We start from the raw sequence: 23,883 nt of genomic DNA, 5'->3' as shown, positions 1-23,883 counted from the left end.
CATAAGGGGAGCGTTGCGGCAGCGGGAAGACCCCGGCGCTGCGCCATGATGGCGCCCCGCAGCCCGCGCCAGAACGGCGCCCCATGCCGGCCCCGTTGGGCGCCGAAACGCAAAGGGGCCAGAGATGCCGGAGCTTTCGCTACCCACCATCGTGCTGATCGCGCTGCTGCTGCTGGCGGTGTTCACCGTCGCCCAGGGCGTTCGCACCGTGCCACAGGGGCAGGTGTGGACGGTGGAGCGCTTCGGCGCCTTCACCCGCCTGCTATCCCCGGGGCTGAACATCATCATCCCCTTCGTAGATCAGGTCGGACACAAGCTGAACGTGCAGGAAGTGGTGCTGGACATCCCAGAGCAGTCCGTCATCACCAAGGACAATGCCACGGTCGCGGTGGACGGCATCGTCTATTACCGCGTGATGGACCCGGCCAAGGCCGCCTATGCCGTACAGGACCTGACCCAGGCGCTGGTCGCCATGGCGATGACCAACATCCGCGCCGTGATCGGCGAGATGGATCTGGACCAGACGCTGTCCTCCCGCGACCGCATCAACACATCCCTGCTGAACATCCTGGACGGCGCGACGGACCCCTGGGGCGCTAAGGTCAGCCGCGTCGAGATCCGCAAGATCGAGCCGCCGGAAACCCTGATCCGCGCCATGAACCTGCAGATGACGGCGGAACGCGAACGCCGCGCCAGCGTCGCCAAGGCGGAAGGCGAGAAGCAGGCCCTGGTTCTTCAGGCCGAGGGCCGCCGCGACGCCGCGCTGCGCGATGCGGAGGCGCGGGAGGCGCTGGCCCAGGCCGAGGCGAACGCCACGAAGATGGTGGCGGAAGCCGCCGCCGGGGCCGGTGCCGATGCGCTGCGCTACTTCATCGCCCAGCAATATGTGAAGGCCTTCGAGGCGATGGCCGCCAACCCGTCCTCCCGCCTCGTCATCGTGCCGATGGAAAGCGCGGCGCTCGCAGGCGGCATCACGCAGGCCATGGAGCTGCTGCGTGGCACGCCGAGCGGCCCGACCACACCAGGCGCCCCGCCGCCGGGCGGCGGCCTGTTGCCGGGGGATCGTCCGTGGAACCGGGCCTGATCTGGATCCTGGTCGGGCTGGTGGCGCTGGGAGCGGAACTGGTCCTGCCCGGCGTCTATATCCTGTGGGCCGGCCTCGCCGCGATTGGCACCGGGCTGGTGATGTTGCTGGCCGGCGACCCCGGGTTCGGGGTGGATGTGCTGGTGTTCCTGGCCCTGCTGGCCGGCGGCGTCGCCGCCTCGCTGGCCACGCGACGCTTCCGCAGCCGCACGGCGCAGCGGGTGAATACGCCCGATTCGGGTCTGGCGGGGCGGCGCGCCATCCTGCTGCACGGGCCGGACAATGCGCTGCGCGTCCGGCTGGGCGATAGCGAATGGCCGGCACGGCTGGTGGCGGGCGCGGCGACTCCGCCGCTCGGCACGCCGGTGCAGGTGGAGGCGGTGGAGGGCGTGGTGTTGGTGGTGCGCCCGCTGCCTGATGATCTGGGGCGCGCCGCCTGATGCGCCTCATCCTGTCCGCGCTTCTGCTGGCGCTCGCCGCCGGCCCGGCCCAGGCTGCCTCGGACCCGCTGGAAGGGCTGAATCGCCGCATCCATGGCTTCAACCGCCTGGTCCAGGCGCATGTGCTGGATCCGGTGGTGGCCGCCTATGTCACCCATGCCCCGGCACCGATCCGCACCGGAATCGCCAATGCCTTCGCCAACCTGCGGGAGCCGGTGACGGCACTGTCCGGGCTGGCGGCGGGTGATTTCGGCCTCGCCTGGCACGCGACCGCCCGTTTCGGCATCAATTCCAGCCTGGGCCTGGCCGGGGTGCGTGACAGCGCCGCGGAATGGGGCTGGCCGCGGCGGGTGGCGCAGCCGGGCGATGCGGTTTGCGCCTGGGGCGTGCCGAGCGGGCCTTACGTGGTGCTGCCGATCCTCGGCCCCTCAACCCTGCGCGACGCCGGGGCGCTGCTGGCCAGCAGCGCCGGGCTGGCCCAGGCGCTCGGGCCGCAGGTGTTCATCCCCTGGCGCAGCGGCGACCTGATGGTCGCCTACAGCGAAATCTCGGGCGAGCTGGGTCGTATCGAGGCGGAGGCGCTCGACGCCTATGCGGTCTATCGCAGCGCCTATCTGCAACGCCGCGCCGCCACCTGCGGGGTGGATCGTGCGGCGCAAACCGCGGCGGCGGCGGAAGACTGACCGCGACGCAACGAAGTGGGCTCGCCGCCCCTCTCCTGGCTTGAAGCCGCCAAGCAACCCAGCCTAGCCTGCCGACAAGCGCCCCGGACCAACCCGGGCGCAGAGGAGGAGAGACGATACCATGACCCTGCTGTCCCGCCGTACCCTGCTGGCCGCCAGCGGCGCCGCGCTGACCGTGCCGCTTGCCATGCCGGCCCTCGGCCAGGGCAATTGGCCGAACCGGCCGATCCAGCTCATCGTGCCCTGGGGCGCCGGTGGCGGCACCGATGCCACGGCACGCATCGTCGGCAGCCTGCTGGAGCGTGACCTCGGCCAGCCGGTGAATGTGGTGAACCGCACCGGCGGATCGGGCGTGGTCGGCCATTCCGCCATCGCGACGGCGCAGCCGGATGGCTACACCATCGGCATGATCACGGTGGAAATCACCATGATGCATTGGCAGGGGCTGACCCAGCTCAAGCATGATTCCTACACCCCGCTGGCGCTGATGAACTCCGATCCGCCGGGCGTGCAGGTGGCGACCAACTCGCCCTATGCCGACATCAAGGCGCTGGCGGATGCCATCAAGGCGCGGCCGGCCGGCACCTTCAAGGCGAGCGGCACCGGCCAGGGCGGCATCTGGCACCTGGCGCTGGTCGGCTGGCTGCAGGCGATGGGGCTGAAGGGCGACCATGTGCGCTGGGTGCCTTCCAACGGCGCGGCGCCGGCTATGCAGGAACTGGCGGCCGGCGGCGTCGATATCGTCACCTGCTCGGTGCCCGAGGCCCGCGCGATGATCGATGCCGGCCGCGCCAAGTCGCTCGCCATCATGGCGCCGGCGCGCAACCCGATGTTCGCCCAGGTGCCCACCTTGAATGAGACGCTGGGCATCAACTACTCGGTCGGCGCCTGGCGTGGCATCGCCGCGCCGAAGAACCTGCCGGCGCCGGTGGCCCAGCGCCTCGGCACCGCGCTGAAGGCGGCCTATGACAATCCGCAGTTCAAGGAATTCATGACCAGCCGTGGCTTCGGCACGGTCTGGCAGGACGCGGCCGGCTTCGCCAGCTTCATGGCGGAAGGCGACCGCGCCATGGGCGAGGCCATGCGCGGCGCCGGCCTGGCACGCGGCTGAACTTCGGTGGGGGCGGCGCCGCCGCCCCCTTTGCCTGGGCGCCGTCCGGAAGGCCTGAAATGCGATTGAACGATGCCCTTCTGGGCGCGATCCTGCTTGGATTCGCGGGCTGGATCTGGTGGCTGACCAACTTCTTCCCCGCCTTCCCCGGACAGGATTACGGGCCGAACCTGTTCCCGCGCATCCTGGCTGCCGGCATCGGGTTTTGCGCGCTGGTGCTTGTGATGCGCGGTGTGCGCAGCCGGGCACCGCTGCTGGTGGTGGATGGCTGGGTGGTGCAGCCCGCGCGGGTGATCTCCTTCCTGCTGATCCCGCTGGCGGCCGTGGCCTATATCCTGGTCTCGGACCCGCTGGGCTTCATCCCGACCGCCTTCCTGCTGCTGCTCGGCCTGTTCCTGTGGTTCAAGGCGCGGCCGGTGGTGGCGGTGCCGGTGGCGGCGGGGATGACTCTGTTGGTGCATTGGTTCTTCGCCGGGCTGATGCGCGTGCCGCTGCCGCGCGGCATCCTCGACAGCGTATTGTGAGGGCCGGCTGATGGACGCGCTGACGCAGGCCTTTGGGCTGGTCTTCGACCCCTTCGTGCTGGCCGTGATCGGCCTGTCCGCCATTTTCGGCATGTTCGTCGGCGCCATGCCGGGACTGACCGCCACCATGGCCACCGCGCTGCTGGTGCCCGTCACCTTCTTCATGCCGCCGGTGCCGGCACTCGGTGCCATCGTCACCGCGACCACCATGGCGATTTTCGCCGGCGACATTCCCGGCGCCATGCTGCGGATGCCGGGCACGCCGGCCTCCGCGGCCTACGCCGATGAATCCTACGCCATGACGCAGAAGGGGCAGTTGAACCTCTGCATGGGCGTGAACCTGGTGTTCTCGGTCGGCGGCGGGCTGATTGGCGTGGCCGTGCTGATCGCCTTCGCGCCGATGCTGGCGGAAGTCGCCATCAACTTCTCCTCCTACGAATATTTCTGGCTCGCCTGCCTTGGCTTGACCTGTGCCGTCTTCATGTCCAACGCCGATCCGGTGAAGGGCTTTCTCTCGTTGTTCTTCGGGTTGCTGCTGGCAACCGTCGGCATCGACCCAGCCGCCGGCTTCCCGCGCTTCACCTTCGACAATGTGAACCTGATGGGCGGGGTCAATTTCATCGCCACCATGATCGGCATGTTCGCGGTGAGCGAGCTGATGCGCGGCGCGGTGACGGTGGATGCGACCACCAAGGTCGTCACCCAGGCGGTGGGCAATCTGTTCCGCGGGATTGGCGGCGTGTTCCGGCGCTATTGGCTGAACTTCCTGCGCGGCAGCTTCATCGGCACCGCCATCGGCGCCCTGCCCGGCGCTGGCGCCGACATCGCCGCCTGGATCAGCTACGCCGTGTCCAAGCGCTTCTCCAAGCAGCCGGAGAAGTTCGGCACCGGGGAGGTGGAGGGCATCGTCGATGCCACCTCCGCCAACAATTCCGCCCTGGGCAGTGCCTGGATTCCGGCGCTGGTCTTCGGCATCCCGGGCGACAGCATCACCGCCATCGTCATCGGCGTGCTCTACATGAAGGGCATGAATCCGGGGCCGACGGTGTTCCAGGAGAACCCGCAGCTCATCTATTCGGTGTTCCTGATCTTCATCCTGGCGAACCTGATCATGCTACCGCTGGGCTATGCGGCCATCAAATCCGCCCGCCAGATCCTGCGCGTGCCGCGCAACCTGCTGCTGCCGGTGATCCTGCTGTTCTGCCTGGTGGGCAGCTTCGCCATGACCAACAGCCTGTATGGCGTGCTGCTGATGCTGGCGATGGGCATCCTTGGCTGGATCATGGAGGAACACGGCATTCCGATCGCGCCGCTGATCCTGGGCCTGGTGCTGGGGGAGATGCTGGAGCAGACCTTCGTGCAATCCATGATCAAGGCGGATGGCGCCTTCCTGGACTTCTTCAGCCGCCCGATTGCCGGCACGCTGGGTGTCTGCACGCTGATGATCTGGCTGGTGATGCTGGCGCGCGGTTTCCGCCGCGCCCCGGTGCCGGGCGCTGCATGACGCCGCTACGCTCGGCCGATGAACTCGCGCCCGGGATGGAATTCGACCTCGGCGGCTTCGTGCTGCCGCGGGCGGAGGTGCTGGAATTCGCCGCCCGCTGGGACCCGCAGGCCTTCCACCTGGACGACGAGGCAGCCCGCCATTCGGTGTTCGGCCGACTGGTGGCCAGCGGATTGCACACCTACTCCGCCGCGGTCGGCCACCTGATCCGCAGTGGCCTGCTGGCCGAAATCAACCTGGCCGGCGGTGGCGCGGAACTGACCTGGCCGGCGCCGCTCGGCCCGGATGAGCCGGTGACGATGCGGCTTGTGGTGGTGGAGATCCGCACCAGCCGCAGCAAGCCGGAGATGGCTGTTGCGAAGCTGCGCTACCTGGTGGCAACCGCGGGCGATGGCACGCTGGTGCTGGATGCGCTGGGCACGCATTTCCTGAAGCGCTGAAACGCGAAACGGCGCGGGGGTTGCCCCCCGCGCCGCTCGCTGGCCGCCGACCCGGTTGGGATCAGGCGGACTTCTTCATAATTTCCTCGGCGACGTTGCGCGGCACCGGGTCGTAGTGGTGGAACTGCATCGAGAAGCTGGCGCGGCCCTTGGTCATGCCACGCAGGTTCGAGATGTAGCCGAACATTTCCTTCAGCGGCACATGCGCGCGCACGATGACGGAGGTTCCCGCCATGTCCTGCGACTGGATGACGCCACGGCGGCGGTTCAGGTCGCCGACGACGTCGCCGACATGGTCGGACGGCGTGGTGACTTCCACGTCCATGATCGGCTCCAGGATCACCGGGCCGGCCTTCTTCATGCCTTCGCGGAAGCAGGCCTTGGCGGCGATTTCGAACGCCAGGGCGCTCGAGTCGACGTCGTGGTACTTGCCGTCCACCAGCGTGTACTTGAAGTCCACAGTCGGGAAGCCGGCCAGCACGCCGGTATCGGCCTGCACCTTGATGCCCTTTTCCACCGCCGGGATATACTCGCGCGGCACCGAGCCACCGGTCGTGCCGTTGACGAACTCGACGCCCTCGGTGCGCTCCTTCGGCTCGAAGACGATCTTCACCTCGGCGTACTGGCCCGAGCCACCCGACTGCTTCTTGTGGGTGTAGGTCTCGGTGTGGCTCTTGGTAATCGTCTCACGATACGCCACCTGCGGCGCGCCGATGTGCGCGTCCACGCCATATTCGCGCATCAGGCGGTCGACGATGATTTCCAGGTGCAGCTCGCCCATCCCGGACAGGATGGTCTGGCCGGTTTCCTGGTCCGTGCGCAGGCGCAGGCTGGGGTCTTCGCCCGCCAGCTTCTGCAGGCCGAGCGTCATCTTCTCGACGCCCTCCTTGGTCTTCGGCTCGACCGAGATGTCGATGACCGGCACCGGGAAGGCCATGCGCTCCAGGATCACCGGGTCGTCGTTCGACGCCAGCGTGTCACCCGTGCCCGTGTCCTTCAGCCCGACGAAGGCCGCGATGTCGCCGGCGAAGACTTCCTTGATTTCCTCGCGCTTGTCGGCGTGCATCTGGAACATGCGGCCGATACGCTCGCGGCTGTCCTTGGTTGTGTTCTGCACCATGTCGCCCTGGCGCAACGTGCCGCGATAGACGCGCACGAAGGTCAGGTTGCCGTACTTGTCGTTGATGATCTTGAAGGCTAGGCCGGCGAAGGGCGCGTCCGCATCGGCCGGAATCACCTTGCGGTCGGCGGTCTCATCCTCGCCCTCGGCCGGAGCCACCTTGATGCCCGGGATGTCGATCGGGCTCGGCAGGTAGTCCAGCACGGCATCGAGCAGCGGCTGCACGCCCTTGTTCTTGAAGGCGGTGCCGCACAGCACCGGGCGGAACTCGCCGCTGATGGTGCCCTTCTTGATGCACTTCTTCAGGGTCTCGACGGAAACGTCGCCCTTGTCGAAGTATTCCTCCATCGCCGTCTCGTCGATGCCGACGGCGGTATCGACCAGCTTCTTGCGATACTCGACGGCCTTTTCCTTCAGGTCGTCCGGGATGTCCTGGTATTCGTACTGCGCGCCCAGTTCGTCGCCGAACCAGATGATCGCCTTCATCTCCACCAGGTCGACGACGCCCTTGAAGGTGTCCTCGATGCCGATCGGGAGCTGCAGGGCCACCCAGTTGATGCCCAGCTTCTCGGTCAGCGTGTCCGCGGCGCGATAGAAATCGGCGCCCGTGCGGTCCAGCTTGTTGATGAAGATGATGCGCGGCACGTTGTAGCGGTCGGCCAGGCGCCAGTTGGTCTCGGACTGCGGCTGCACGCCGGCGACGCCCTCGATGATGAAGATGGCGCCGTCGAGCACGCGCAGCGACCGGTTGACCTCGATGTTGAAGTCGATGTGCCCGGGGGTGTCGATGACGTTGATCCGGTGATCCTTCCAGATCGCCGTCACGGCGGCGGAGGTGATGGTGATCCCCCGCTCACGCTCCTGCGCCATGTAGTCCGTCGTGGTGTTGCCGTCATGGACCTCACCGATGCGGTGGGACTTGCCGGTGTAGTACAGGATCCGCTCGGTCGTGGTCGTCTTACCGGCATCGATATGCGCGGTGATGCCGATGTTGCGGATCAGGGCCAGTTCAGTGCGCGCCACGATGGGTCTCCATACGCGAAAGCGGGTTCGACCTCAGGCTTTCGCCCGTTGCCGCCCGCGCCATGGTTCCGAGAGTTTGTCTGACTCTAAGCTTGTCGAGCCGGGACATGCCCTCTCCCGCCGGTTTTTGCAAGCACTGGCGGCAATGCGGCGCGCGGCGATGTCACCAGCCGTTACGCCACCCGCACTCCGCCTGTGGTATTCTGATCCCATGAGCACGCTCGGCCACATCGCGGCCATCCGCTACGGCCTGGGTCTTAGACTCGGGGAGGATCCCCCGGCGCGGCCGCGCGACTGGCTGCTCGGCCAGATCGACCAGCCCGCGCCGCCGCCGGACGGCCCCGGCCTTGGCGAGGCGCTGGCGGTTCGCAACGCCGATCTGGTGGCCCGCCGCCCCCGCGACCCGCAGGGCGACCCACAGCAGGCCCGGGCTGCCCTCGGCGCCCTGTTGCGGCAGGAAACCGAGGGCTGGGCCGCGCGCCGGCTGGAAGCGGCGCAGCCCTTCCGGGAAAGGCTGGTCGATTTCTGGATGAACCATTTCACCGTCAGCCGCCGCTCCGGCAGCATCGCGGTGCTGATCGGCAGCTATGAGCGGGACGCCATCCGCCCGCATGTCACCGGCCGCTTCGCGGATATGGTGGTGGCGGTGGCGCGGCACCCGGCCATGCTGATCTACCTGGACAATGCGGGCTCCATCGGCCCGGGAAGCCCGGCCGGCCTTCGCAGCCGCCGCGGCCTGAATGAGAACCTGGCGCGGGAGATGCTGGAGCTGCACACGCTCTCCCCCGCCGGCGGCTACACGCAGAACGATGTCCAGGAGCTGGCCAAGATCCTCACCGGCTGGAGCTTCGTGGCGGAGGGTGACGCCCCCGGCTTCCAGTTCCGCCGCTTCACCCATGAGCCGGGCGAGAAATTCCTGCTGGGCCGCCGCTTCGGCCCCGGCGAGGCCGCGGGCGAGGCGGCGCTGCGCATGCTCGCCGAACACCCCGCGACCTGGCGGCACCTGGCCGTGAAGCTGGCGCGGCATTTCGTGGCCGACACCCCACCGCCAGAGGCCGTGCGGGCGCTGGAGACGGTGTTGCGGGACAGCAAGGGCGACCTCGCCGCGACCAGCCGCGCCCTGGTGGCGCTGCCGCAGGCCTGGGACCCGCCTTTGACCAAATTGCGGGCGCCGGTGGACTATGTGTTGGCCGCCAGCCGGGCACTGGGCCTCGATGCGCGCCAGGCACGGCACGTGCTGGGCGGCATGGCCAGCCTCGGCCAGCCGCTCTGGATCGCGCCGCAGCCGATCGGCTGGCCCGACATCGCCGCCGAATGGGCGACGCCGGAGGCGCTGATGCGCCGGATCGACTGGGCCTTCACCCTGGCCGGCACCCTGGCCGGCCGCATGGAGCGGGCGGATGGGATGGCGGCGGCGGAGGCCGCACTCGGCCCGCTTGGGCGGGCGGAGACGGTACGCGAGATGCGTCGCGCCGGCTCGATGCGCGATTCGCTGACCCTGCTGCTCGGCAGCCCGGAGTTCATGCACCGATGACCGACGCGCCCCATGCCTCCTTCCGAATCGGCCGTCGCGGCCTGCTGCTGGGTCTCGGCGCCAGCTTCGCGGCCGGCCAGTCCCGGCTCGCCTTCGGCCAGGCGCCGGGGGATCGGCGGCTGGTGGTGGTGTTGCTGCGCGGCGCGCTGGATGGGCTGTACGCGGTGCAGCCCTATGGCGACCCCGGCCTGGCGCCGCTGCGCGGCCCGCTGGCGTTGCCGGAACCAGGACAGGAAGGCGGGCTTCTGGACCTTGGCGGCCTGTTCGGGCTGCATCCGGCGCTGGCCAATCTCCATGCGATGTTCGCCGCAAACCAGGCCCTGGTGCTGCATGCGGTGGCCGGCCCCTATCGCAGCCGCAGCCATTTCGAGGCGCAGGACCTGCTGGAGGCCGGCAGCGACCAGCGCCTGGCCAGCGGCTGGCTGAACCGTGCCCTGCAGGCGCTGCCGCCGGGCGAACAGGTGCGCACCGGGCTGGCGGTCGGCACTGGCGTGCCGCTGCTGCTGCGCGGCTCTGTGCCGGTCGGTGCCTATGCCCCGCCGGGGCTCAACCGGCCGGCAGCCGAGCTGATGTACCGGCTGGCGGCGCTTCAGGAGGCTGATCCGCGCCTCGGCCGGAGTTTCGCCGAGGGCCTTCGCAGCCGCGGCTTCGCGCAGCAGGCGCTCGGCGAGACCGAAACCAACCGCGAGCGCGTCACCTTCCCGCGCTTGGCGGGCATCGCAGGCCGCCTGCTGGCGGAAGCGGGCGGGCCCCGCGTGGCGGCGCTCGAGCTTGGTGGCTGGGATACGCATGTGGCGCAGATCGGCCGCATCCTGGGCCCGCTGCGGGCGCTGGATGAGGGGCTGGGCCAGCTTCGGGACAATCTGGGTGAGCATTGGGCGCGCACCGCCGTGCTGGTGGTGACCGAATTCGGCCGTACCGCGCGCATCAACGGCAATATGGGCACGGATCACGGCACCGGCGGCGTCGCCTTCCTGGCCGGCGGCGCCGTGACCGGCGGGCGAGTGCTGGCGGATTGGCCGGGGCTGGCGGAGGACAAGCTGTTCGAGAACCGGGACCTGCAGCCCACGCTGGACCTCCGCAGCGTCGCCAAGGGCCTGCTGCGCGACCATCTGCGCCTGCCCGAAGACGCCGTGGCCCGCGCCTTCCCCGGCAGCAACGCGGCGTCGGCCATGCGGGGGCTGGTCCGCGCCTGAGCTGGTTGCAACCGCTGGCGCGCGCCCGGCGTTGCAGCCCCGAACAGGACAGGACCGCGCGCATGGCCGAACGCTTCCCCCTCTATCGCTACGAGACGCAGCACCCGGATGGCGCATCGGAGGCCCGCTATTCCTTCGCGCCGATGGAAGGCGTTGGCTATGGCGGCCGCGGCAGCGCCACGAGTGCCGGCGATGCCGATACCCCCGCCACCGAGGCGCGCCCCGCCGGCCATGTGGAAGCGCCAACCGGATCGCGGATCGTCAATGTGGAGCCGCCGACGCTGGAGGTGCCCGGCCGCGGCCAGGTGGATGTCTCCGCCGTGGTTGGCGTGACCGATGGCGAAACCTCGGAGACGAGCGAGGTGGTGCGCTGGCACCCGGCCGGCTGAGCACGCTGGACAAGCCGGGCGGGGCAGGCCACATGCCGCGCCGATGCCCGAGGTTCCCCCCCACCCCCCCCTGCGGACCGAGGATTTCGACTTCGCGCTACCCGAAGGGCTGATCGCGCAGTCGCCGGCTCGACCACGTGATTCGGCGCGGCTGCTGGTGGTGCGGCCAGGGGGCTTTGCGGACCAGGGCGTGCTGGACCTGCCGGGACTCCTGGAACCGGGCGATGTGCTGGTGGTGAACGACACCCGCGTGATCCCGGCCCGGCTGAATGCCCGCCGCGGCGAGGCCCACATCGAGATCATGCTGAACCGCGCCGAGGGCGGCGGGCTGTGGCAGGCGCTGGTCCGCAACGCCCGCCGGCTGCGCGTGGGCGATGTGGTTGAGATCGAGGGCGCACCCGGCTGCACCGCCCGGGTGGTGGAGCGGCATGAGGGTGGCTCGGCCCTCTTCGATTTCGGCCCGGACCAGGCGGCGTTGGCCGCGGCGCTGGAACAGGCGGGCGAGATCCCCCTGCCCCCCTATATCCAGCGGGACGGCAAGCCGGGCGCCGAGGATGCGGCGGATTACCAGACCATCTTCGCCCGCCACCCCGGTGCCGTCGCCGCCCCCACCGCCAGCCTGCATTTCACCGACCGGCTGCTGACGGCGCTCGATGCGCGCGGCATTGCGCGGGTGCCGGTGACGCTGCACGTCGGCGCCGGCACTTTCCTGCCGGTGCGGGATGACGACCCGCGCGCGCACAACATCCACCAGGAATGGTGCGAAATGCCCGCAAGCTCGGCGGCGGCGATCAACGCCACCCGCGCCGCCGGCCGGCGCATCGTCGCCGTGGGCACCACCGCCTTGCGCACACTGGAAAGCGCGGCGGCGGAGGATGGCACGGTGGCGCCGTTCCGTGGCCTGACCGGCATCTACATCCTGCCCGGCCATCGCTTCCGTGCCGCGGATGCGCTGCTGACCAATTTCCATCTGCCGAAATCGACGCTGCTGATGCTGGTCTCCGCCTTCGCCGGCACGCGCCGGATGCGGGCCGCCTATGCCCATGCGATCCACGAAAACTACCGCTTCTTCTCCTATGGCGACGGCAGCCTGCTGTTCCGCTGCGACCAGGACCTGCCTGCATGACCCTGCAATGGAAGATGGCCGCCCGCGACGGCGCGGCGCGGGCCGGCATGCTGCACACCGCGCATGGCGAGGTGCCGACGCCGGTCTTCATGCCGGTCGGCACCGCGGGCACCGTGAAGGCCATGACGGCCGATTCCGTGCGCGAGACCGGCGCGCGGATGGTGCTCGGCAACACCTATCACCTGATGCTGCGGCCGGGGGCGGAACGGGTGGCGCGGCTCGGCGGGCTGCACAGGATGATGGACTGGCACGGGCCGATCCTGACAGATTCCGGCGGCTTCCAGGTGATGTCGCTGTCCGGCCTGCGGAAGCTGGACGCGGATGGCGTGACCTTCCAGAGCCATATCGACGGGTCCAAGCACCGCATTACCCCCGAGCGCAGCGTCGAGATCCAGCACCTGCTGGGCGCGGACGTCACCATGTGCTTCGACGAATGCACCCCCTTCCCCGCCACGCATGACCAGGCGGCCGACAGCATGCGCCTGTCCATGCGCTGGGCCGCGCGGTCCCGCCAGGCTTTCGTGGCGCGGGACGGGCACGGGTTGTTCGGCATCGTCCAGGGCAGCGTCTTCGAGGATCTGCGCCGCGAAAGCGTGGCCGCGCTGACCGCGATCGGCTTCGAGGGCTATGCCATCGGCGGCCTCGCCGTGGGCGAGGGCCAGGCGGAGATGCTGCGCGTGCTGGACTTCACCGCGCCGATGCTGCCGCAGGATGCGCCGCGCTACCTGATGGGCGTCGGCACGCCCTCCGACCTGATTGAATCGGTCCGCCGCGGCGTCGACATGTTCGACTGCGTGATCCCGACGCGCTCCGGCCGCACCGGCCGCGCCTATACCAGCCGCGGCGTGCTGAACATGCGCAATGCGAAGCATGCCGAGGATACGCGGCCACTAGACCCGGATTGCGACTGCCCGGCCTGCCGCAACCATTCCCGCGCCTACCTGCACCATCTGATCAAGGCCGAGGAGATGCTCGGCCCGATGCTGCTGACCTGGCACAACATTCGCCACTACCAGACGCTGATGACGCGGCTGCGGACGGCGATCCTGGAGGGGCGGTTCGAGGCCGAAGCGGCAGCCATCGAAGCTGCCTGGACACCCGAAACCCCCTCCCCTGCGTAGCGGGGTGGGGGCAGGCCCCGCTATTCCGGCCGCCAACCCCGCAACTCGCGAAACACTCGCGCCACGGGTTCCGGCAGCGCCTTCGGCACGCCCGGCCCGGCCCAGCGCATTGCAGCGCCACCCTCGCTCAGCCCGCAGGTCATGTTCCCCGGCTGGCCCTGCGGCAGGTTTGCCAAGCCCGCCGCCGCCAGCGCCGCATGCCAGCGCGAATAGGCGGCCGGATCAGCGCCCAGCGGCGTTACGACCTCCGACGCGCCGGCCCGCGCGCGGACCAGCCGCGCAACCGTCCCATCCGGCGCAATCCGGGTACCGCCACCTCCACCCGTGGCGCCGCCGGCGCACCAGGCGGTGATGGGCTGCGCATGGACCGGCAGCGCCAGCAGCACGGAGATGGCAGCCCAGATCACGCGCATCCTCGCCCCCTGCCCGCCCCGCTGCTATAGCGCCAGCCAACCAAGGCTAGCGGAATACAGGCGGTGACCGAACCCTCCATCTCCACCGATACCAGCGGGCTGACCCTGCTCGGCCGCCAGGCTGGCGCGCCGGACAACCCGGATGCGGCGGTGCTGGAACGGGTGCCCAACCCGCATCCCGGCACGCGCTACTGCGTGCGCTTCACCGCGCCGGAATTCACCTCGCTCTGCCCGATGACCGGCCAGCCGGATTTCGCGCATCTGGTGATCGACTACATCCCCGGCGACTGGCTGGTGGAGAGCAAGTCGCTGAAGCTGTACCTCACCGCCTTCCGCAACCATGGCGCCTTTCATGAATCCTGCACCGTGGGCATCGCGAAGCGGCTGATCGATGAGATTGCGCCGGAATGGCTGCGGATCGGCGGCTACTGGTACCCGCGCGGCGGCATCCCGATCGACGTCTTCTTCCAGTCGGGCGAGGCACCGGCGGGGGTCTGGATTCCGGCGCAGGACGTGCCTGGGTATCGTGGCCGCGGTTGACGACATACGGGCGGAGGCGCTGCGCCTCGGCTTCGATGCCGTCGGCTTCGCCAGTGCCCATCTGGCACCCGAGGCGCGGGAGAGGCTTGGCCGCTTCCTGGCGGAAGGCCTGCATGGCGACATGGGCTGGATGGAGGCGCGCGCCGACCAGCGTGCCCATCCCCAATCCCTGTGGCCGGAGGCGGTGAGCGTGATCGCGCTCGGTCTGAATTACGGGCCGGAGGCGGACCCGATGGAAAGCCTCGCCTGGCGCGACCGCGGCACCATCAGCGTCTATGCTCGCAACCGGGACTACCACGACATCGTCAAGAAGCGGCTGAAGGCGCTCGGCCAGTTCATGGCGCAGCGTTTCAAGCATCAGCCGCTGAAGGTCTTCGTGGACACGGCGCCGGTGATGGAAAAGCCGCTGGCGCAGCAGGCGGGGCTGGGCTGGCAGGGCAAGCACACCAATCTGGTAAGCCGCACGCATGGGTCCTGGCTCTTCCTCGGCGAAATCTTCACCACGCTGGACCTCGCCCCCGATGCGGCGGAACGCGACCATTGCGGGTCGTGTCGCGCCTGCCTGGATGTGTGCCCGACGGACGCCTTCCCCGCCCCCTATCGCCTCGATGCGCGGCGCTGCATTTCCTACCTCACCATCGAGCATCGTGGCCCGATCCCGGAGGAGCTGCGCCCGCTCATGGGCAACCGCATCTATGGCTGCGACGACTGCCTTGCCGTGTGTCCCTGGAACAAATTTGCCCGGACCCATGCCGAGCCCGGCTTCCTTCCGCGCGCCGAGCTGAATGCGCCGCGCCTGGCCGAACTGGCCGCGCTGGATGATGCCGCCTTCCGCCACAAATTCAGCGGCAGTCCGATCAAGCGCATCGGCCGCGACCGCTTCGTACGCAATGTGCTGATCGCGATCGGCAATTCGGCCGATGCGTCGCTGCGTCCGGTGGCGCAATCGCTCTGCGAGGATGCGGACGAAACGGTCGCGGATTGCGCCCGCTGGGCTGTGGAAAGGCTCGCCGCATGAGGGATGTTGCCGCGCTGGTGCTGTTCAGCGGCGGGCAGGACAGTGCCACCTGCCTGGCCTGGGCGCTGGACCGCTTCGGCCATGTGGAAACGCTGGGCTTCGACTACGGCCAGCGCCATGTCATTGAACTGGAAACCCGCGCCGCGCTACGCGACGCGCTGTGCCGGAATGCGGTCTGGGCGGCGAAGCTCGGCGAGGATCATGTGCTGGACCTGCGCGCGCTGGGCGGCATCAGCGACACCTCGCTGACCCGCGACGTCGCAATCGAGATGGAAACCGGCGGCCTGCCCAATACCTTCGTGCCAGGCCGCAACCTGATCTTCCTGACCTTTGCCGCGGCGCTGGCCTACCGGCGCGGCATCCGCAACATCGTCACCGGCGTCTGCGAGACGGATTACTCCGGCTATCCGGATTGCCGGGACGACACCATCAAGGCGTTGCAGGTCGCCATCAACCTCGGCATGGAGCGCCGTTTCGTGCTGCACACGCCCCTGATGTGGCGCGACAAGGCGGCGACCTGGGAATTGGCGGAACAACTCGGCGGCGCGGAGCTGGTGGAGTCCATCCGGACCGTGACGCATTCCTGCTACCTGGGCGAGCGGACGCCGCATGAATGGGGTGCCGGCTGCGGCACCTGCCCGGCCTGCGAATTGCGCGCCGCGGGATGGAGACGCTACCGATGCAACTGATCCCCTCAGGCGCCGGGCGCGGCCTGCGGACGCCTGGCTTCGCGGCGACACCTGTCGCGGCGGCCATTCAGCCGCCCGGCCGGCGGAAGACGCCGGCCGCAGGTCGTAATGGGAATTCTTGGACATGACTCCTCGCCAGCAGGGCTTCCTCTTTCTCGCCGGCTTCGCGCTGTGCATCCCGGCCGCCAACTGGCTGATCGGGAATGTCGGCACCTATTGCGTGCCGCAGGGGCCATGCCTGATCCCCGTGGCGCCCGGCATCATGGCGCCATCCGGCGTGCTGATGATTGGCCTGGCGCTGGTGCTGCGGGACCTGGTGCAGCGGCGGCTGGGCGTGAGCTGGGGCTTCGGCGCCATCCTGGCCGGCACCGCGCTGTCCGCCCTGGTGGCACCGCCTTCGCTGGTGCTGGCCTCGGCCGTGGCGTTCCTGCTCTCGGAAACGGCGGATATGGCCGTCTATACGCCGTTGCAGCGGCGCGGGCTGGTGCGGGCGGTGCTGGCGAGCAGCCTGGTGGGGCTGGTGATCGACAGCGCCATCTTCCTCTGGCTCGCCTTCGGCAATCTGGACCTGCTGCCGGGCCAGGTGCTGGGCAAGCTGTGGATGGTGCTGGCGGCCCTGCCGCTGGTGCATTGGCTGCGACGCAGGGATACGGCGCGGAGGCTGGCGCAGGGCCTGGCATGAAGGCTGCCGCCATCCCGGTGCTGGAAACGCCACGCCTGCGGCTGCGCCCCCATGTCGCGGCGGATTTCGAGGCGCTGGCCACGCTATGGGCCGATCCCGAGGTCACCCGCCATATCGGCGGCCGGCCCTCCACGCGGGAAGAAAGCTGGGCGCGAATGCTACGCTATGGCGGCCTCTGGCGGATTTGCGGCTTCGGCTACTGGGCGGTGGAGGAGCGCGCCACTGGCCGCTTCCTGGGCGATCTCGGCTTCGCCGATTTCCAGCGTGGGATGGACCCGCCGGCACCGGCGATGCCGGAGGCCGGCTGGGTCCTGGCGCCGCACGCAAAGGGACGCGGCGTGGCGACCGAGGCCGCCGGCGCCGCGCTGGCCTGGCTCGGCCGCCCCTGCTTCTGCATCATCGCCCCGGCCCATGCCGGGTCCCTGCGCGTCGCGGCCAAGCTCGGCTTCCGGCAGCAGGGCCTGGCCCGCTACCGGGAGGATGAGGTGGCGGTGCTGGTGCGGCCGGGCTGAGGTCAGTCCGGCTGGATGTTGGCCGCCCGCACCAGCGCGCCCCAGGTTTCCACCTGAGCGCGGAAGAAGGTGCCGCATTCGGCGGGCGAGGACAGCACCAGCCGCGCCTGCTGCGTCTCCGTCATCATCGTGCGCGCGCGGTCTTCCGACAGCGTCTCCCGCAGCGCGGTGTTCATACGCTGCACCAGCTCGGCCGGCGTGCCATGCGGGGCGAAGACGGCCCACCAGGCCTCGGCCTCCATGTTGGGGAAGCCGGCCTCTGCGGCGGTCTGGGTTTCCGCCAGGCGGGACAGGCGTTGCGGGCCGAATTGCAGCAGCGGGCGCAGCGAACCACCGGTGATATGCGGCAGCATCAGCGCGGCGCTGCCGATCATCATGTCTACATGGCCGGCGACCGCGTCATTCACCGCCAGGCCACCGCTGCGGTAGGGCACATGCGTGATGCGAATGCCGGCCTTCTCCGCCAGCCGGATCATCGACAGATGCCCGATCGTGCCATTGCCGGTGGACCCGTAGGAGACCGCATCCGGCCGTGCCTTCGCGGCTGCTACCACATCCGCCATGGTCTGGAACGGCTTGTCCGGCCGCGTTGCCACCGCATAGGGGGACCCGCCGATATGCATGACCGGGTCGAGGTCCTTCAGCACGTCGAAGGGCGGGTTGCGGAGCAGGGCCGGGATGGTGGCGTGGCTGTCGAAGGTCAGCAGCCAGGTCTGCCCATCCGGCCGCGCCTTGGCGACGATATCCGCGCCGATCGAGCCCGCGGCGCCGGAGCGGTTTTCCACAACCACCGTGGCCCCCAGCCGCTGCTGCAAGCCCGGGGAAACCAGCCGCGCCACCGAATCGGTCGACCCGCCCGGGCCGAAGGGCACGACGATGCGGATGGTGGAGGATTGCGCGCGGGCCAGGTTCGGCGCGGCCAGCAGGGCGGCCATGGCGCCGAGCCCGGTGCGGCGGGTGATCTGGGTCATTCTTTATTTCCTCCCGTATCGCACGGCCTTCAGGTGCCGTGCGTGGTCTTGTCGAACAACTCCTCCACCGCAACCGCCTGTGCCGTCAACCCATCCGCATTGGCATAGCGGCACATGGCGTCCAGCTCCGCCCTGTTGCGGGTGAAGCCGTAGGGCCAGGGGTCGCCGCCCAGCATTGCCGTCTGCGCCGCCGCCTCCGCCACGATCCAGGGCAGCGAGACGCGCAGCACATTGCCCAGGCTGAGATCCGCCACCGCCTGGTCCTTGGCTGCGGTGAAGGCGCGGTGCACGGCCGTGGCGAGTTCCGGCCGGTCCTCCGCCAGGCTGCGGCGGATGGCGATGCAATGCATGATCGGGAAGAAGCCGGTGGCGCGGCAATAGGCTTCCTCCTCCGCCCGGCTGTTCGGGAACAGCCGCGCCACGGGGGCGCTGCCATCCAGGAAGCAGGCCGGCGGGCGCGGGCCGATGAAGGCGTCGATGCGGCCCTCGGCCAGCATGCCCTCCAGCGTCTCGCCTTCCCCGATCACCTGCATGTCGATTTCGGGCGGCAGGGATAGCGGCGTGCGTTCCCCGGCGGAGCGCCAGGAGATGCTGGACATCGACACGCCATAGTAGGTCCGCATCATCCCGCGCACCCACATCGCCGCGGTCTGCTGGTATTCCGGCACGCCAACCGTTTTCCCTGTCAGGTCCTTCGGCCCGTGGATGCCCCGATCGGTGCGGATATAGATGGCCGAGTGCCGGAAGGCGCGCGAGGGGAATACCGGCACGCCGATATACTGGCTGTCGCCGCGCGCCACGGACAGGATGTGGCTGGCCATCGAGAGTTCGGTGATGTCGTAGCGCGCCTCCCGCATGGCGATGCGGAACATATCCTCCGGCTCCCCGGCCGTCGCCACGATCTCATGGCCCTCGATGGTGATGCGGCCGTCGAGGATCGGCTGGGTGCGGTCACTGCGGGTGCAGGCAAGGGTCAGGCTGGTCATGCGGTTTCGATGGCCTTGGCGATGTTCTCGGGCGTGAAAGGCCAGTGACGGAGGCGAATGTCCAGCGCATCCGCAATCGCATTGGCGATAGCGCCAATCACCGGCCCCATGCTGCACTCCCCGGCCCCGAGCGGCGGCGCTTCCGGCCGCGCCACCAGCGTCGCCTCGACGCGCGGCACCTCGGAGAAGCGCAGGATCGGGTAGTCTTCCCAGGTCTCGGCGATGACGTTGCGCGCGTCGTGGCGTACCTGTTCCAGCAGGCAGAGGGAGGTGGCCTGGATGGCGCCGCCCTCGATCTGGTTCAGCGTGCCATCGGGGTTGATCACCTCCCCCACATCGGCGGCGAGCCACAGGCGGCGGCAGAACACCCGCTCCGCCGCCTCGATCTCCGCCACCGCGGCGCACCATGCGCCGGTGCCCTTGTAGCGGGCGACGGCGAGGCCCAGGCCGAAGCCCTCGCGTTTGCTGCGGCCGGACCAGTTCGCCATCCCCGCGGCGCGGGTCAGCACGTCCCGCGCCCGGGCATCCTCCATCTGGCGCAGGCGATAGGCCAGAGGGTCGGCGCCGACGGCCGCCGCCATTTCGTCCATCACGCTCTCGATCGCCCAGACATTCGCCAGCGCGCCGAGGCCGCGCAACGCGCTGGTGCGAACCGGCATCTCGGCCAGGTGGGTCATGCCGACATGCAGCGCCGGAATGGCGTAGCCCGGCACCGCATTGCGCTGCGCCCCGCCGCCGCCGGCCAGAGGCGGGTTGATGGCGTTGGGCACGGCAAAAGGCTCGGCCAGCATCGAGGCGGCGAGCAGCGTCGGCAACTGGCCGCGCCCGGGCCGCCCGGAATGGCCGTTGGAGGTGACGTGCTGCGTCCAGCGCAGCAGCGTGCCATCCGCATCGGCTTCCGCCGCCACATCCACCAGCATCGCCGGCGAGACGGGGCCCCAGCCAAGCTCCTCCGCACGCATCCACAGCACCCGCACCGGCACGCCGGGATGCGCGCGGGCCAGCAGCGCGGCGTCCAGCGCCACGTCATCGGCGCCGTTATGGCCGTAGCAGCCGGCGCCCTCGACATGCTGGATATGGAAGGCCTCGGCCGGCAGATGCATCGCCTTCACCAGATCGGCGCGCAGATTGTAGATGCCCTGGCTGTGGCTCCAGATCCGCATTCGTTCGCCATCCCATTGCGCCAGGGCGCAGCAGGTGCCGATCGAGGCATGGGTGACGAAGGGGCGGAAGAATCTTGCCGAGACGCGATGCGCGGGTTCCGGCGTCTCGGCCGTGCGTTCCAATACGGCGGTCGTCTCGCCGGGCGCCTCGGCCAGCCAGGATTCGAGATGCTCCGGCAGCGTGTCCCGCGCCGTCCATTCGGCGCGCGCGGCAACGCGCAGCGCAGCCGCCTCCGCATGGTGCTCGTGCTGCGCAAGCACCGCCAGGAAGCTGCCATCGCGGTGGAGGGTGGCGCCACCGGGCAGCGCGCCCTCGCGCACCGAGACCAGCTTCGTCCCCCGCGCCGCAGGCCGCACCACGCGGGCGTGCAGCATGTCGGGAAGGCGCAGATCCTGGATGAAGCGCGGCTGCCCGAACACCTTCTCCGGCAGGTCGAGCCGCGGCGCGGAACTGCCGGCAATCCGGCGCTGATCCGCCCGTTTCGGCATGGCGTCCGGGGTCGCCTCCACCGCCAGCAGCGCGGCATCCGCCAGCGACCAGTAGCTGCCGAGTACGCGCCCATCCGGCGCCACGAAATCGCCGTCGCGCACCGTGATGTCGCCGCGCGACACGCCGCTGCGCTGCGCGATGACACCGACAAAAATGCCGCGCGCCTCCGCGCAGGCATGGCGGATCGCCATGCCGGATTCCTGCACGGACAGGCTGCCGCTGGTCACCGCCTCATCCGGGCTGGTCGGCGTCGCCGCCGCCTGCACGCGGATGCGCGGCAGCGCCACATCCAGCTCCTCCGCCGCGATCTGGGCAAGCGCGGTCAGGATGCCCTGCCCCAACTCCACCTTGCCCGGCGTCAGCACCACCGCGCCTTCGGGCAGCATCCGCAGCCATTGGTCCAGGCGCCGGTTCACCTGCAGGCTGCCCGACAGCTTCGGCCGGCCATCGGCGGGCTGCGGACCAAGAAATGCGAGGTTCATGGGGCCATCTCCTCCGCCGCCCGCAGGATGGCGCGCAGGATGCGGTTGTGGCTGCCGCAGCGGCAAAGGTGCGGGTCGAGCGCCGCGCGAAGCTGGTCCTCGCTCGGCCGCGGGGTTTCGCGCAGCAGTGCCACGGCGCGAATCTGGATGCCGGACAGACAGAAGCCGCATTGCCCTGCCTGCAATTCCAGCAGCGCCCGCTGCACCGGATGCGGCGCATCGGCTGTGCCCAACCCCTCCACCGTCGTCACGCGCCGCCCCGCAACATCCCCCACCGGCAAGGTGCAGGCATACCGGGGAAGATCGTCCACCAGCACCAGGCAGGCGCCACATTGCTCCGCGCCGCAGCCGAAGCGGGTGCCAGACAGGCCGAGCGGCCCGCGCAGCGCCGCCAGCAACGACGCCTCCGGCTCGATCGGCGCGGCCACCGCCGCGCCGTTCAGCTGGAAGGTTGTGCTCAAGTGGGCGTCATCTTCGCCATGCGGATGAACTCCGCCTGCTTGGTGATGTCGGCGCGCACGAAGGCATCGAACGCCTGCACCGACATCGCCATGGGCTGCGCGCCCAGCCGGGCCTGGGCTGCCGCGGTCGCCGGCAGGGCCAGGATGCGGTTGACCTCCGCATTGATGCGCTGGCGCAGCGCCTCCGGCGTTGCCGCCGGCGCCATGAAGCCGAGCCAGATGGAAGCCTCATAGCCCGGCAGCGCCTCCGTCACCGCGGGCAGGTCCGGCATCAGCGGGCTGCGCTGCGGGCCGGTGGTGGCGAGGCCACGCACCAGCCCACCCTCGATCTGCGAGCGCATGGTGGGAATGGCGTCGAACATGATCGGCACGGTGCCGGAGATCACGGCCGTGCGCGCCTCGTTCGATCCGCGGAAGGGCACATGCGTCGCCGTCGCGCCCGCCATCGCCAGGAACACCTCGCCGGCCACATGATAGGGCGTGCCGGGGCCCGAGGAGGCGTAGTCGTACTTGCCCGGATTGGCGCGCAGCAGCGCGATCAGTTCGCCCAGATTATTGGCGGGGATCGAGGGATGCACGGCCAGCACGTGATGCGCGATGTTGATGGCGGCGACCGGCGCCAGGTCCCGCATCAGCACATAGGGGCGGTTCGGCAGCAGCGTTTCGTTTGCCGTGTGGGTATTGGACATCAGCAGCAGCGTGTGGCCATCGGGGGCCGATTTCGCCACCGCATCCGTGCCGATGGTGGCGCCGGCGCCGGGGCGGTTTTCCACCACGAAGGGCTGGCCGAAGGCCTGCGACAGGGGCTCCGCCAGGAAGCGCGCCGCGACATCGGCGGACCCGCCGAGGCCGAAGGGTACCACGATCCGAACGGGGCGGCTGGGCCACGCGGCCTGCGCCCGCACCACGCCCGGCGCGGCGAGCGCGCCGAGGGCCGCCCCGGTGCCAGCCAATACCAGCCTGCGTCCGATCATTTTCCTGAACCTCCCATGCAATCGATTGGTCGCAGGATCGCCTCACGACGCGGCGAGGGCAAGGGCCTGGTTCAGAACCGCGCCATCCGCCCTTGCACCTGCGCCAAGAAACCGGCGCGGCGGCGCTCATCGGCGCGGTTCATGTCGTACAGCGCCTGGTAGTCGATGGCGGCCCGCCCGGCGGTCAGCAGCCGGAAATAGCGCGTGACGGCCTTGCGCGGCGGGTCGCCCGCCAGCATGGCGGTCCAGCGCGGGCGGCCATAGGTGCTGATGCCGGCCACCTTGCGGATATGCAGCAGGTTCGGCTTGGCCACGCCATCCTCCAGCCGGAAGGACACGCCGGGCAGCAGCACCCGGTCCATCCAGCCCTTCAGGATGGCGGGCAGGCCGAAGCACCAAGTGGGAAAGGACAGCACCAGCGCCTCCGCCCGCTCCAGCCGGCGCACATAGTCCTCGACCGGGGCGCGGTTGCCGGGGATGGCGTGGTAGCCGCGGCGTTCCTCCGCACTCAGCACCGGGTTGAAGCCCTCAGCATACAGGTCGCACAGATCCACCACATGGCCGGCCTGGCGCAGGCCCTCGCGGGCGGCATCGCGGATCGCGGCGTGGAAGCTCTCGGGCAGTGGGTGGGCATACAGATACAGCACCCGCATCAGGCGGCGCCCGCGATCACGGCGATATCCTCGGCCGTCAGTTCCACCGGGATGCCGCTGCGGATCAGCTCGGCAAAGCCTTCGTTCGGCGTCATGAAGGTCAGACAGTACAGCTTCGCGGCCGTGTCGTTCACCACGACATGCTCGACGCCCGGCCGCAGCACGAAGGCATCACCGGGGCCGACCAGCATTTCCACGCCATCGGCATAGGCCTTGCCCGAGCCCTTCAGGACGAAGAAGCACTCCTCCGCCACCTGATGCGTATTGGGCGGCGTGCGGCCGCCCGGCTCGAAGATTTCCACCACCAGGGTGAAGGACACCCCATCCACCACCGGGTCGAACAGGCAGGCGAAGTAATTGCTGTCACCCGGCGCGATGCGGATGCCGCGCAGATCGGCGGCACGCCGGGCGAGGACGGGGGCTGACATCATCGGCGGCACATCTCCGTTGCGGCATCGGGCCGGAGCGTTGCATGAGGCGTGCCACGACCACAAAGGCCCCCCGGAAAGCCCCCCCAGAAAGGCCCCTGCCCTGATGCGCGTGCTGATGATCCA

The 23,883-nt window shown here is 69.6% G+C and carries 26 protein-coding genes; 17 read left to right on the top strand and 9 right to left on the bottom strand.

Translation table 11 applies throughout. From position 1 onward, the window contains the following. The first annotated feature begins 124 nt into the window (after positions 1-124). The 7 genes from ACFHNC_RS23125 to ACFHNC_RS23095 all read left to right on the top strand — a co-directional run bounded on the left by ACFHNC_RS23125 (position 125) and on the right by ACFHNC_RS23095 (position 5,786). Positions 125-1,084 (top strand): SPFH domain-containing protein, encoded by a 960-nt coding sequence (locus tag ACFHNC_RS23125; RefSeq protein WP_437171604.1) that lies wholly within the window; start codon positions 125-127, stop codon positions 1,082-1,084. After that, entirely contained in the window at positions 1,069-1,524 is a 456-nt protein-coding gene (locus ACFHNC_RS23120) for an NfeD family protein (protein WP_437171603.1), read from the top strand. The genes ACFHNC_RS23125 and ACFHNC_RS23120 overlap by 16 nt, the downstream gene beginning before the upstream one ends. Continuing rightward, complete coding sequence (locus ACFHNC_RS23115) at positions 1,524-2,207, top strand: MlaA family lipoprotein (RefSeq protein WP_437171602.1); 684 nt, start codon at positions 1,524-1,526, stop codon at positions 2,205-2,207. Before ACFHNC_RS23120 ends, ACFHNC_RS23115 begins: the two co-directional genes overlap by 1 nt. Before the next feature lie 121 nt (positions 2,208-2,328). Continuing rightward, positions 2,329-3,318 (top strand): tripartite tricarboxylate transporter substrate binding protein, encoded by a 990-nt coding sequence (locus ACFHNC_RS23110; protein ID WP_437171601.1) that lies wholly within the window; start codon positions 2,329-2,331, stop codon positions 3,316-3,318. A gap of 65 nt (positions 3,319-3,383) precedes the next feature. After that, on the top strand, positions 3,384-3,842 hold the full coding sequence (locus ACFHNC_RS23105; RefSeq protein WP_437171600.1) for a tripartite tricarboxylate transporter TctB family protein: 459 nt from the start codon (positions 3,384-3,386) through the stop codon (positions 3,840-3,842). Between the two features lie 10 nt (positions 3,843-3,852). After that, a complete protein-coding gene (locus ACFHNC_RS23100; RefSeq protein ID WP_437171599.1) occupies positions 3,853-5,346 on the top strand; it encodes a tripartite tricarboxylate transporter permease in 1,494 nt (497 codons plus the stop codon). After that, positions 5,343-5,786, top strand: a complete 444-nt coding sequence (locus ACFHNC_RS23095) for a MaoC/PaaZ C-terminal domain-containing protein (RefSeq protein WP_437171598.1) — start codon at positions 5,343-5,345, stop codon at positions 5,784-5,786. The genes ACFHNC_RS23100 and ACFHNC_RS23095 overlap by 4 nt, the downstream gene beginning before the upstream one ends. 61 nt (positions 5,787-5,847) lie before the next feature. Here ACFHNC_RS23095 and fusA read toward each other — a convergent pair whose 3' ends face one another. Continuing rightward, on the bottom strand, positions 5,848-7,929 hold the full coding sequence (gene fusA / locus ACFHNC_RS23090; protein WP_437171597.1) for an elongation factor G: 2,082 nt from the start codon (positions 7,927-7,929) through the stop codon (positions 5,848-5,850). A gap of 211 nt (positions 7,930-8,140) precedes the next feature. Between fusA and ACFHNC_RS23085 the strand changes: the two genes are divergently transcribed. From ACFHNC_RS23085 to tgt, 5 genes are all read left to right on the top strand, one after another. Then, on the top strand, positions 8,141-9,463 hold the full coding sequence (locus ACFHNC_RS23085) for a DUF1800 domain-containing protein (protein ID WP_437171596.1): 1,323 nt from the start codon (positions 8,141-8,143) through the stop codon (positions 9,461-9,463). Continuing rightward, complete coding sequence (locus tag ACFHNC_RS23080; protein ID WP_437171595.1) at positions 9,460-10,659, top strand: DUF1501 domain-containing protein; 1,200 nt, start codon at positions 9,460-9,462, stop codon at positions 10,657-10,659. The genes ACFHNC_RS23085 and ACFHNC_RS23080 overlap by 4 nt, the downstream gene beginning before the upstream one ends. A gap of 62 nt (positions 10,660-10,721) precedes the next feature. Further along, positions 10,722-11,048 carry a hypothetical protein gene (locus tag ACFHNC_RS23075; RefSeq protein ID WP_437171594.1) on the top strand — a complete coding sequence of 109 codons (327 nt, stop codon included), beginning with the start codon at positions 10,722-10,724 and terminating at the stop codon, positions 11,046-11,048. Positions 11,049-11,091: 43 nt separating this feature from the next. Continuing rightward, positions 11,092-12,174, top strand: a complete 1,083-nt coding sequence (gene queA, locus ACFHNC_RS23070) for a tRNA preQ1(34) S-adenosylmethionine ribosyltransferase-isomerase QueA (protein ID WP_437171593.1) — start codon at positions 11,092-11,094, stop codon at positions 12,172-12,174. After that, positions 12,171-13,295, top strand: coding sequence for a tRNA guanosine(34) transglycosylase Tgt (gene tgt / locus ACFHNC_RS23065; RefSeq protein WP_437171592.1), 1,125 nt, complete (start codon positions 12,171-12,173; stop codon positions 13,293-13,295). Before queA ends, tgt begins: the two co-directional genes overlap by 4 nt. Before the next feature lie 20 nt (positions 13,296-13,315). On the opposite strand, the gene ACFHNC_RS23060 is transcribed toward tgt, so the two are convergent. Continuing rightward, entirely contained in the window at positions 13,316-13,708 is a 393-nt protein-coding gene (locus ACFHNC_RS23060; protein ID WP_437171591.1) for a hypothetical protein, read from the bottom strand. A 54-nt stretch (positions 13,709-13,762) separates the two neighbouring features. Here ACFHNC_RS23060 and queF point away from each other — a divergent pair, with 54 nt between their 5' ends. From queF to ACFHNC_RS23035, 5 genes are all read left to right on the top strand, one after another. Then, complete coding sequence (gene queF, locus ACFHNC_RS23055) at positions 13,763-14,248, top strand: preQ(1) synthase (RefSeq protein WP_437171620.1); 486 nt, start codon at positions 13,763-13,765, stop codon at positions 14,246-14,248. Continuing rightward, positions 14,235-15,266, top strand: a complete 1,032-nt coding sequence (gene queG / locus ACFHNC_RS23050) for a tRNA epoxyqueuosine(34) reductase QueG (protein ID WP_437171590.1) — start codon at positions 14,235-14,237, stop codon at positions 15,264-15,266. Before queF ends, queG begins: the two co-directional genes overlap by 14 nt. Beyond that, a complete protein-coding gene (queC, locus tag ACFHNC_RS23045) occupies positions 15,263-15,955 on the top strand; it encodes a 7-cyano-7-deazaguanine synthase QueC (RefSeq protein ID WP_437171589.1) in 693 nt (230 codons plus the stop codon). The genes queG and queC overlap by 4 nt, the downstream gene beginning before the upstream one ends. Before the next feature lie 124 nt (positions 15,956-16,079). Then, positions 16,080-16,637, top strand: a complete 558-nt coding sequence (locus ACFHNC_RS23040) for a VUT family protein (protein WP_437171588.1) — start codon at positions 16,080-16,082, stop codon at positions 16,635-16,637. Then, on the top strand, positions 16,634-17,149 hold the full coding sequence (locus tag ACFHNC_RS23035; protein ID WP_437171587.1) for a GNAT family N-acetyltransferase: 516 nt from the start codon (positions 16,634-16,636) through the stop codon (positions 17,147-17,149). Before ACFHNC_RS23040 ends, ACFHNC_RS23035 begins: the two co-directional genes overlap by 4 nt. Before the next feature lie 2 nt (positions 17,150-17,151). Here ACFHNC_RS23035 and ACFHNC_RS23030 read toward each other — a convergent pair whose 3' ends face one another. The 7 genes from ACFHNC_RS23030 to ACFHNC_RS23000 all read right to left on the bottom strand — a co-directional run bounded on the left by ACFHNC_RS23030 (position 17,152) and on the right by ACFHNC_RS23000 (position 23,760). Then, on the bottom strand, positions 17,152-18,120 hold the full coding sequence (locus ACFHNC_RS23030) for a tripartite tricarboxylate transporter substrate binding protein (protein ID WP_437171586.1): 969 nt from the start codon (positions 18,118-18,120) through the stop codon (positions 17,152-17,154). A 29-nt stretch (positions 18,121-18,149) separates the two neighbouring features. Next, entirely contained in the window at positions 18,150-19,106 is a 957-nt protein-coding gene (locus ACFHNC_RS23025) for an ABC transporter substrate-binding protein (RefSeq protein ID WP_437171585.1), read from the bottom strand. Further along, on the bottom strand, positions 19,103-21,241 hold the full coding sequence (locus ACFHNC_RS23020; protein WP_437171584.1) for a molybdopterin cofactor-binding domain-containing protein: 2,139 nt from the start codon (positions 21,239-21,241) through the stop codon (positions 19,103-19,105). The genes ACFHNC_RS23025 and ACFHNC_RS23020 overlap by 4 nt, the downstream gene beginning before the upstream one ends. After that, a complete protein-coding gene (locus tag ACFHNC_RS23015) occupies positions 21,238-21,702 on the bottom strand; it encodes a (2Fe-2S)-binding protein (protein WP_437171583.1) in 465 nt (154 codons plus the stop codon). The genes ACFHNC_RS23020 and ACFHNC_RS23015 overlap by 4 nt, the downstream gene beginning before the upstream one ends. Beyond that, a complete protein-coding gene (locus ACFHNC_RS23010; RefSeq protein ID WP_437171582.1) occupies positions 21,699-22,676 on the bottom strand; it encodes a tripartite tricarboxylate transporter substrate binding protein in 978 nt (325 codons plus the stop codon). The genes ACFHNC_RS23015 and ACFHNC_RS23010 overlap by 4 nt, the downstream gene beginning before the upstream one ends. 71 nt (positions 22,677-22,747) lie before the next feature. Further along, positions 22,748-23,329 carry an NAD(P)H-dependent oxidoreductase gene (locus tag ACFHNC_RS23005; RefSeq protein WP_437171581.1) on the bottom strand — a complete coding sequence of 194 codons (582 nt, stop codon included), beginning with the start codon at positions 23,327-23,329 and terminating at the stop codon, positions 22,748-22,750. After that, positions 23,329-23,760 (bottom strand): cupin domain-containing protein, encoded by a 432-nt coding sequence (locus tag ACFHNC_RS23000; protein ID WP_437171580.1) that lies wholly within the window; start codon positions 23,758-23,760, stop codon positions 23,329-23,331. Before ACFHNC_RS23000 ends, ACFHNC_RS23005 begins: the two co-directional genes overlap by 1 nt. Positions 23,761-23,883: the final 123 nt, after the last annotated feature.

Origin of the sequence: Falsiroseomonas sp. E2-1-a4, from assembly GCF_051433165.1 — a bacterium.
Lineage (GTDB): Bacteria > Pseudomonadota > Alphaproteobacteria > Acetobacterales > Acetobacteraceae > Falsiroseomonas.
This window is presented reverse-complemented; position numbering and strand designations above follow the sequence as displayed.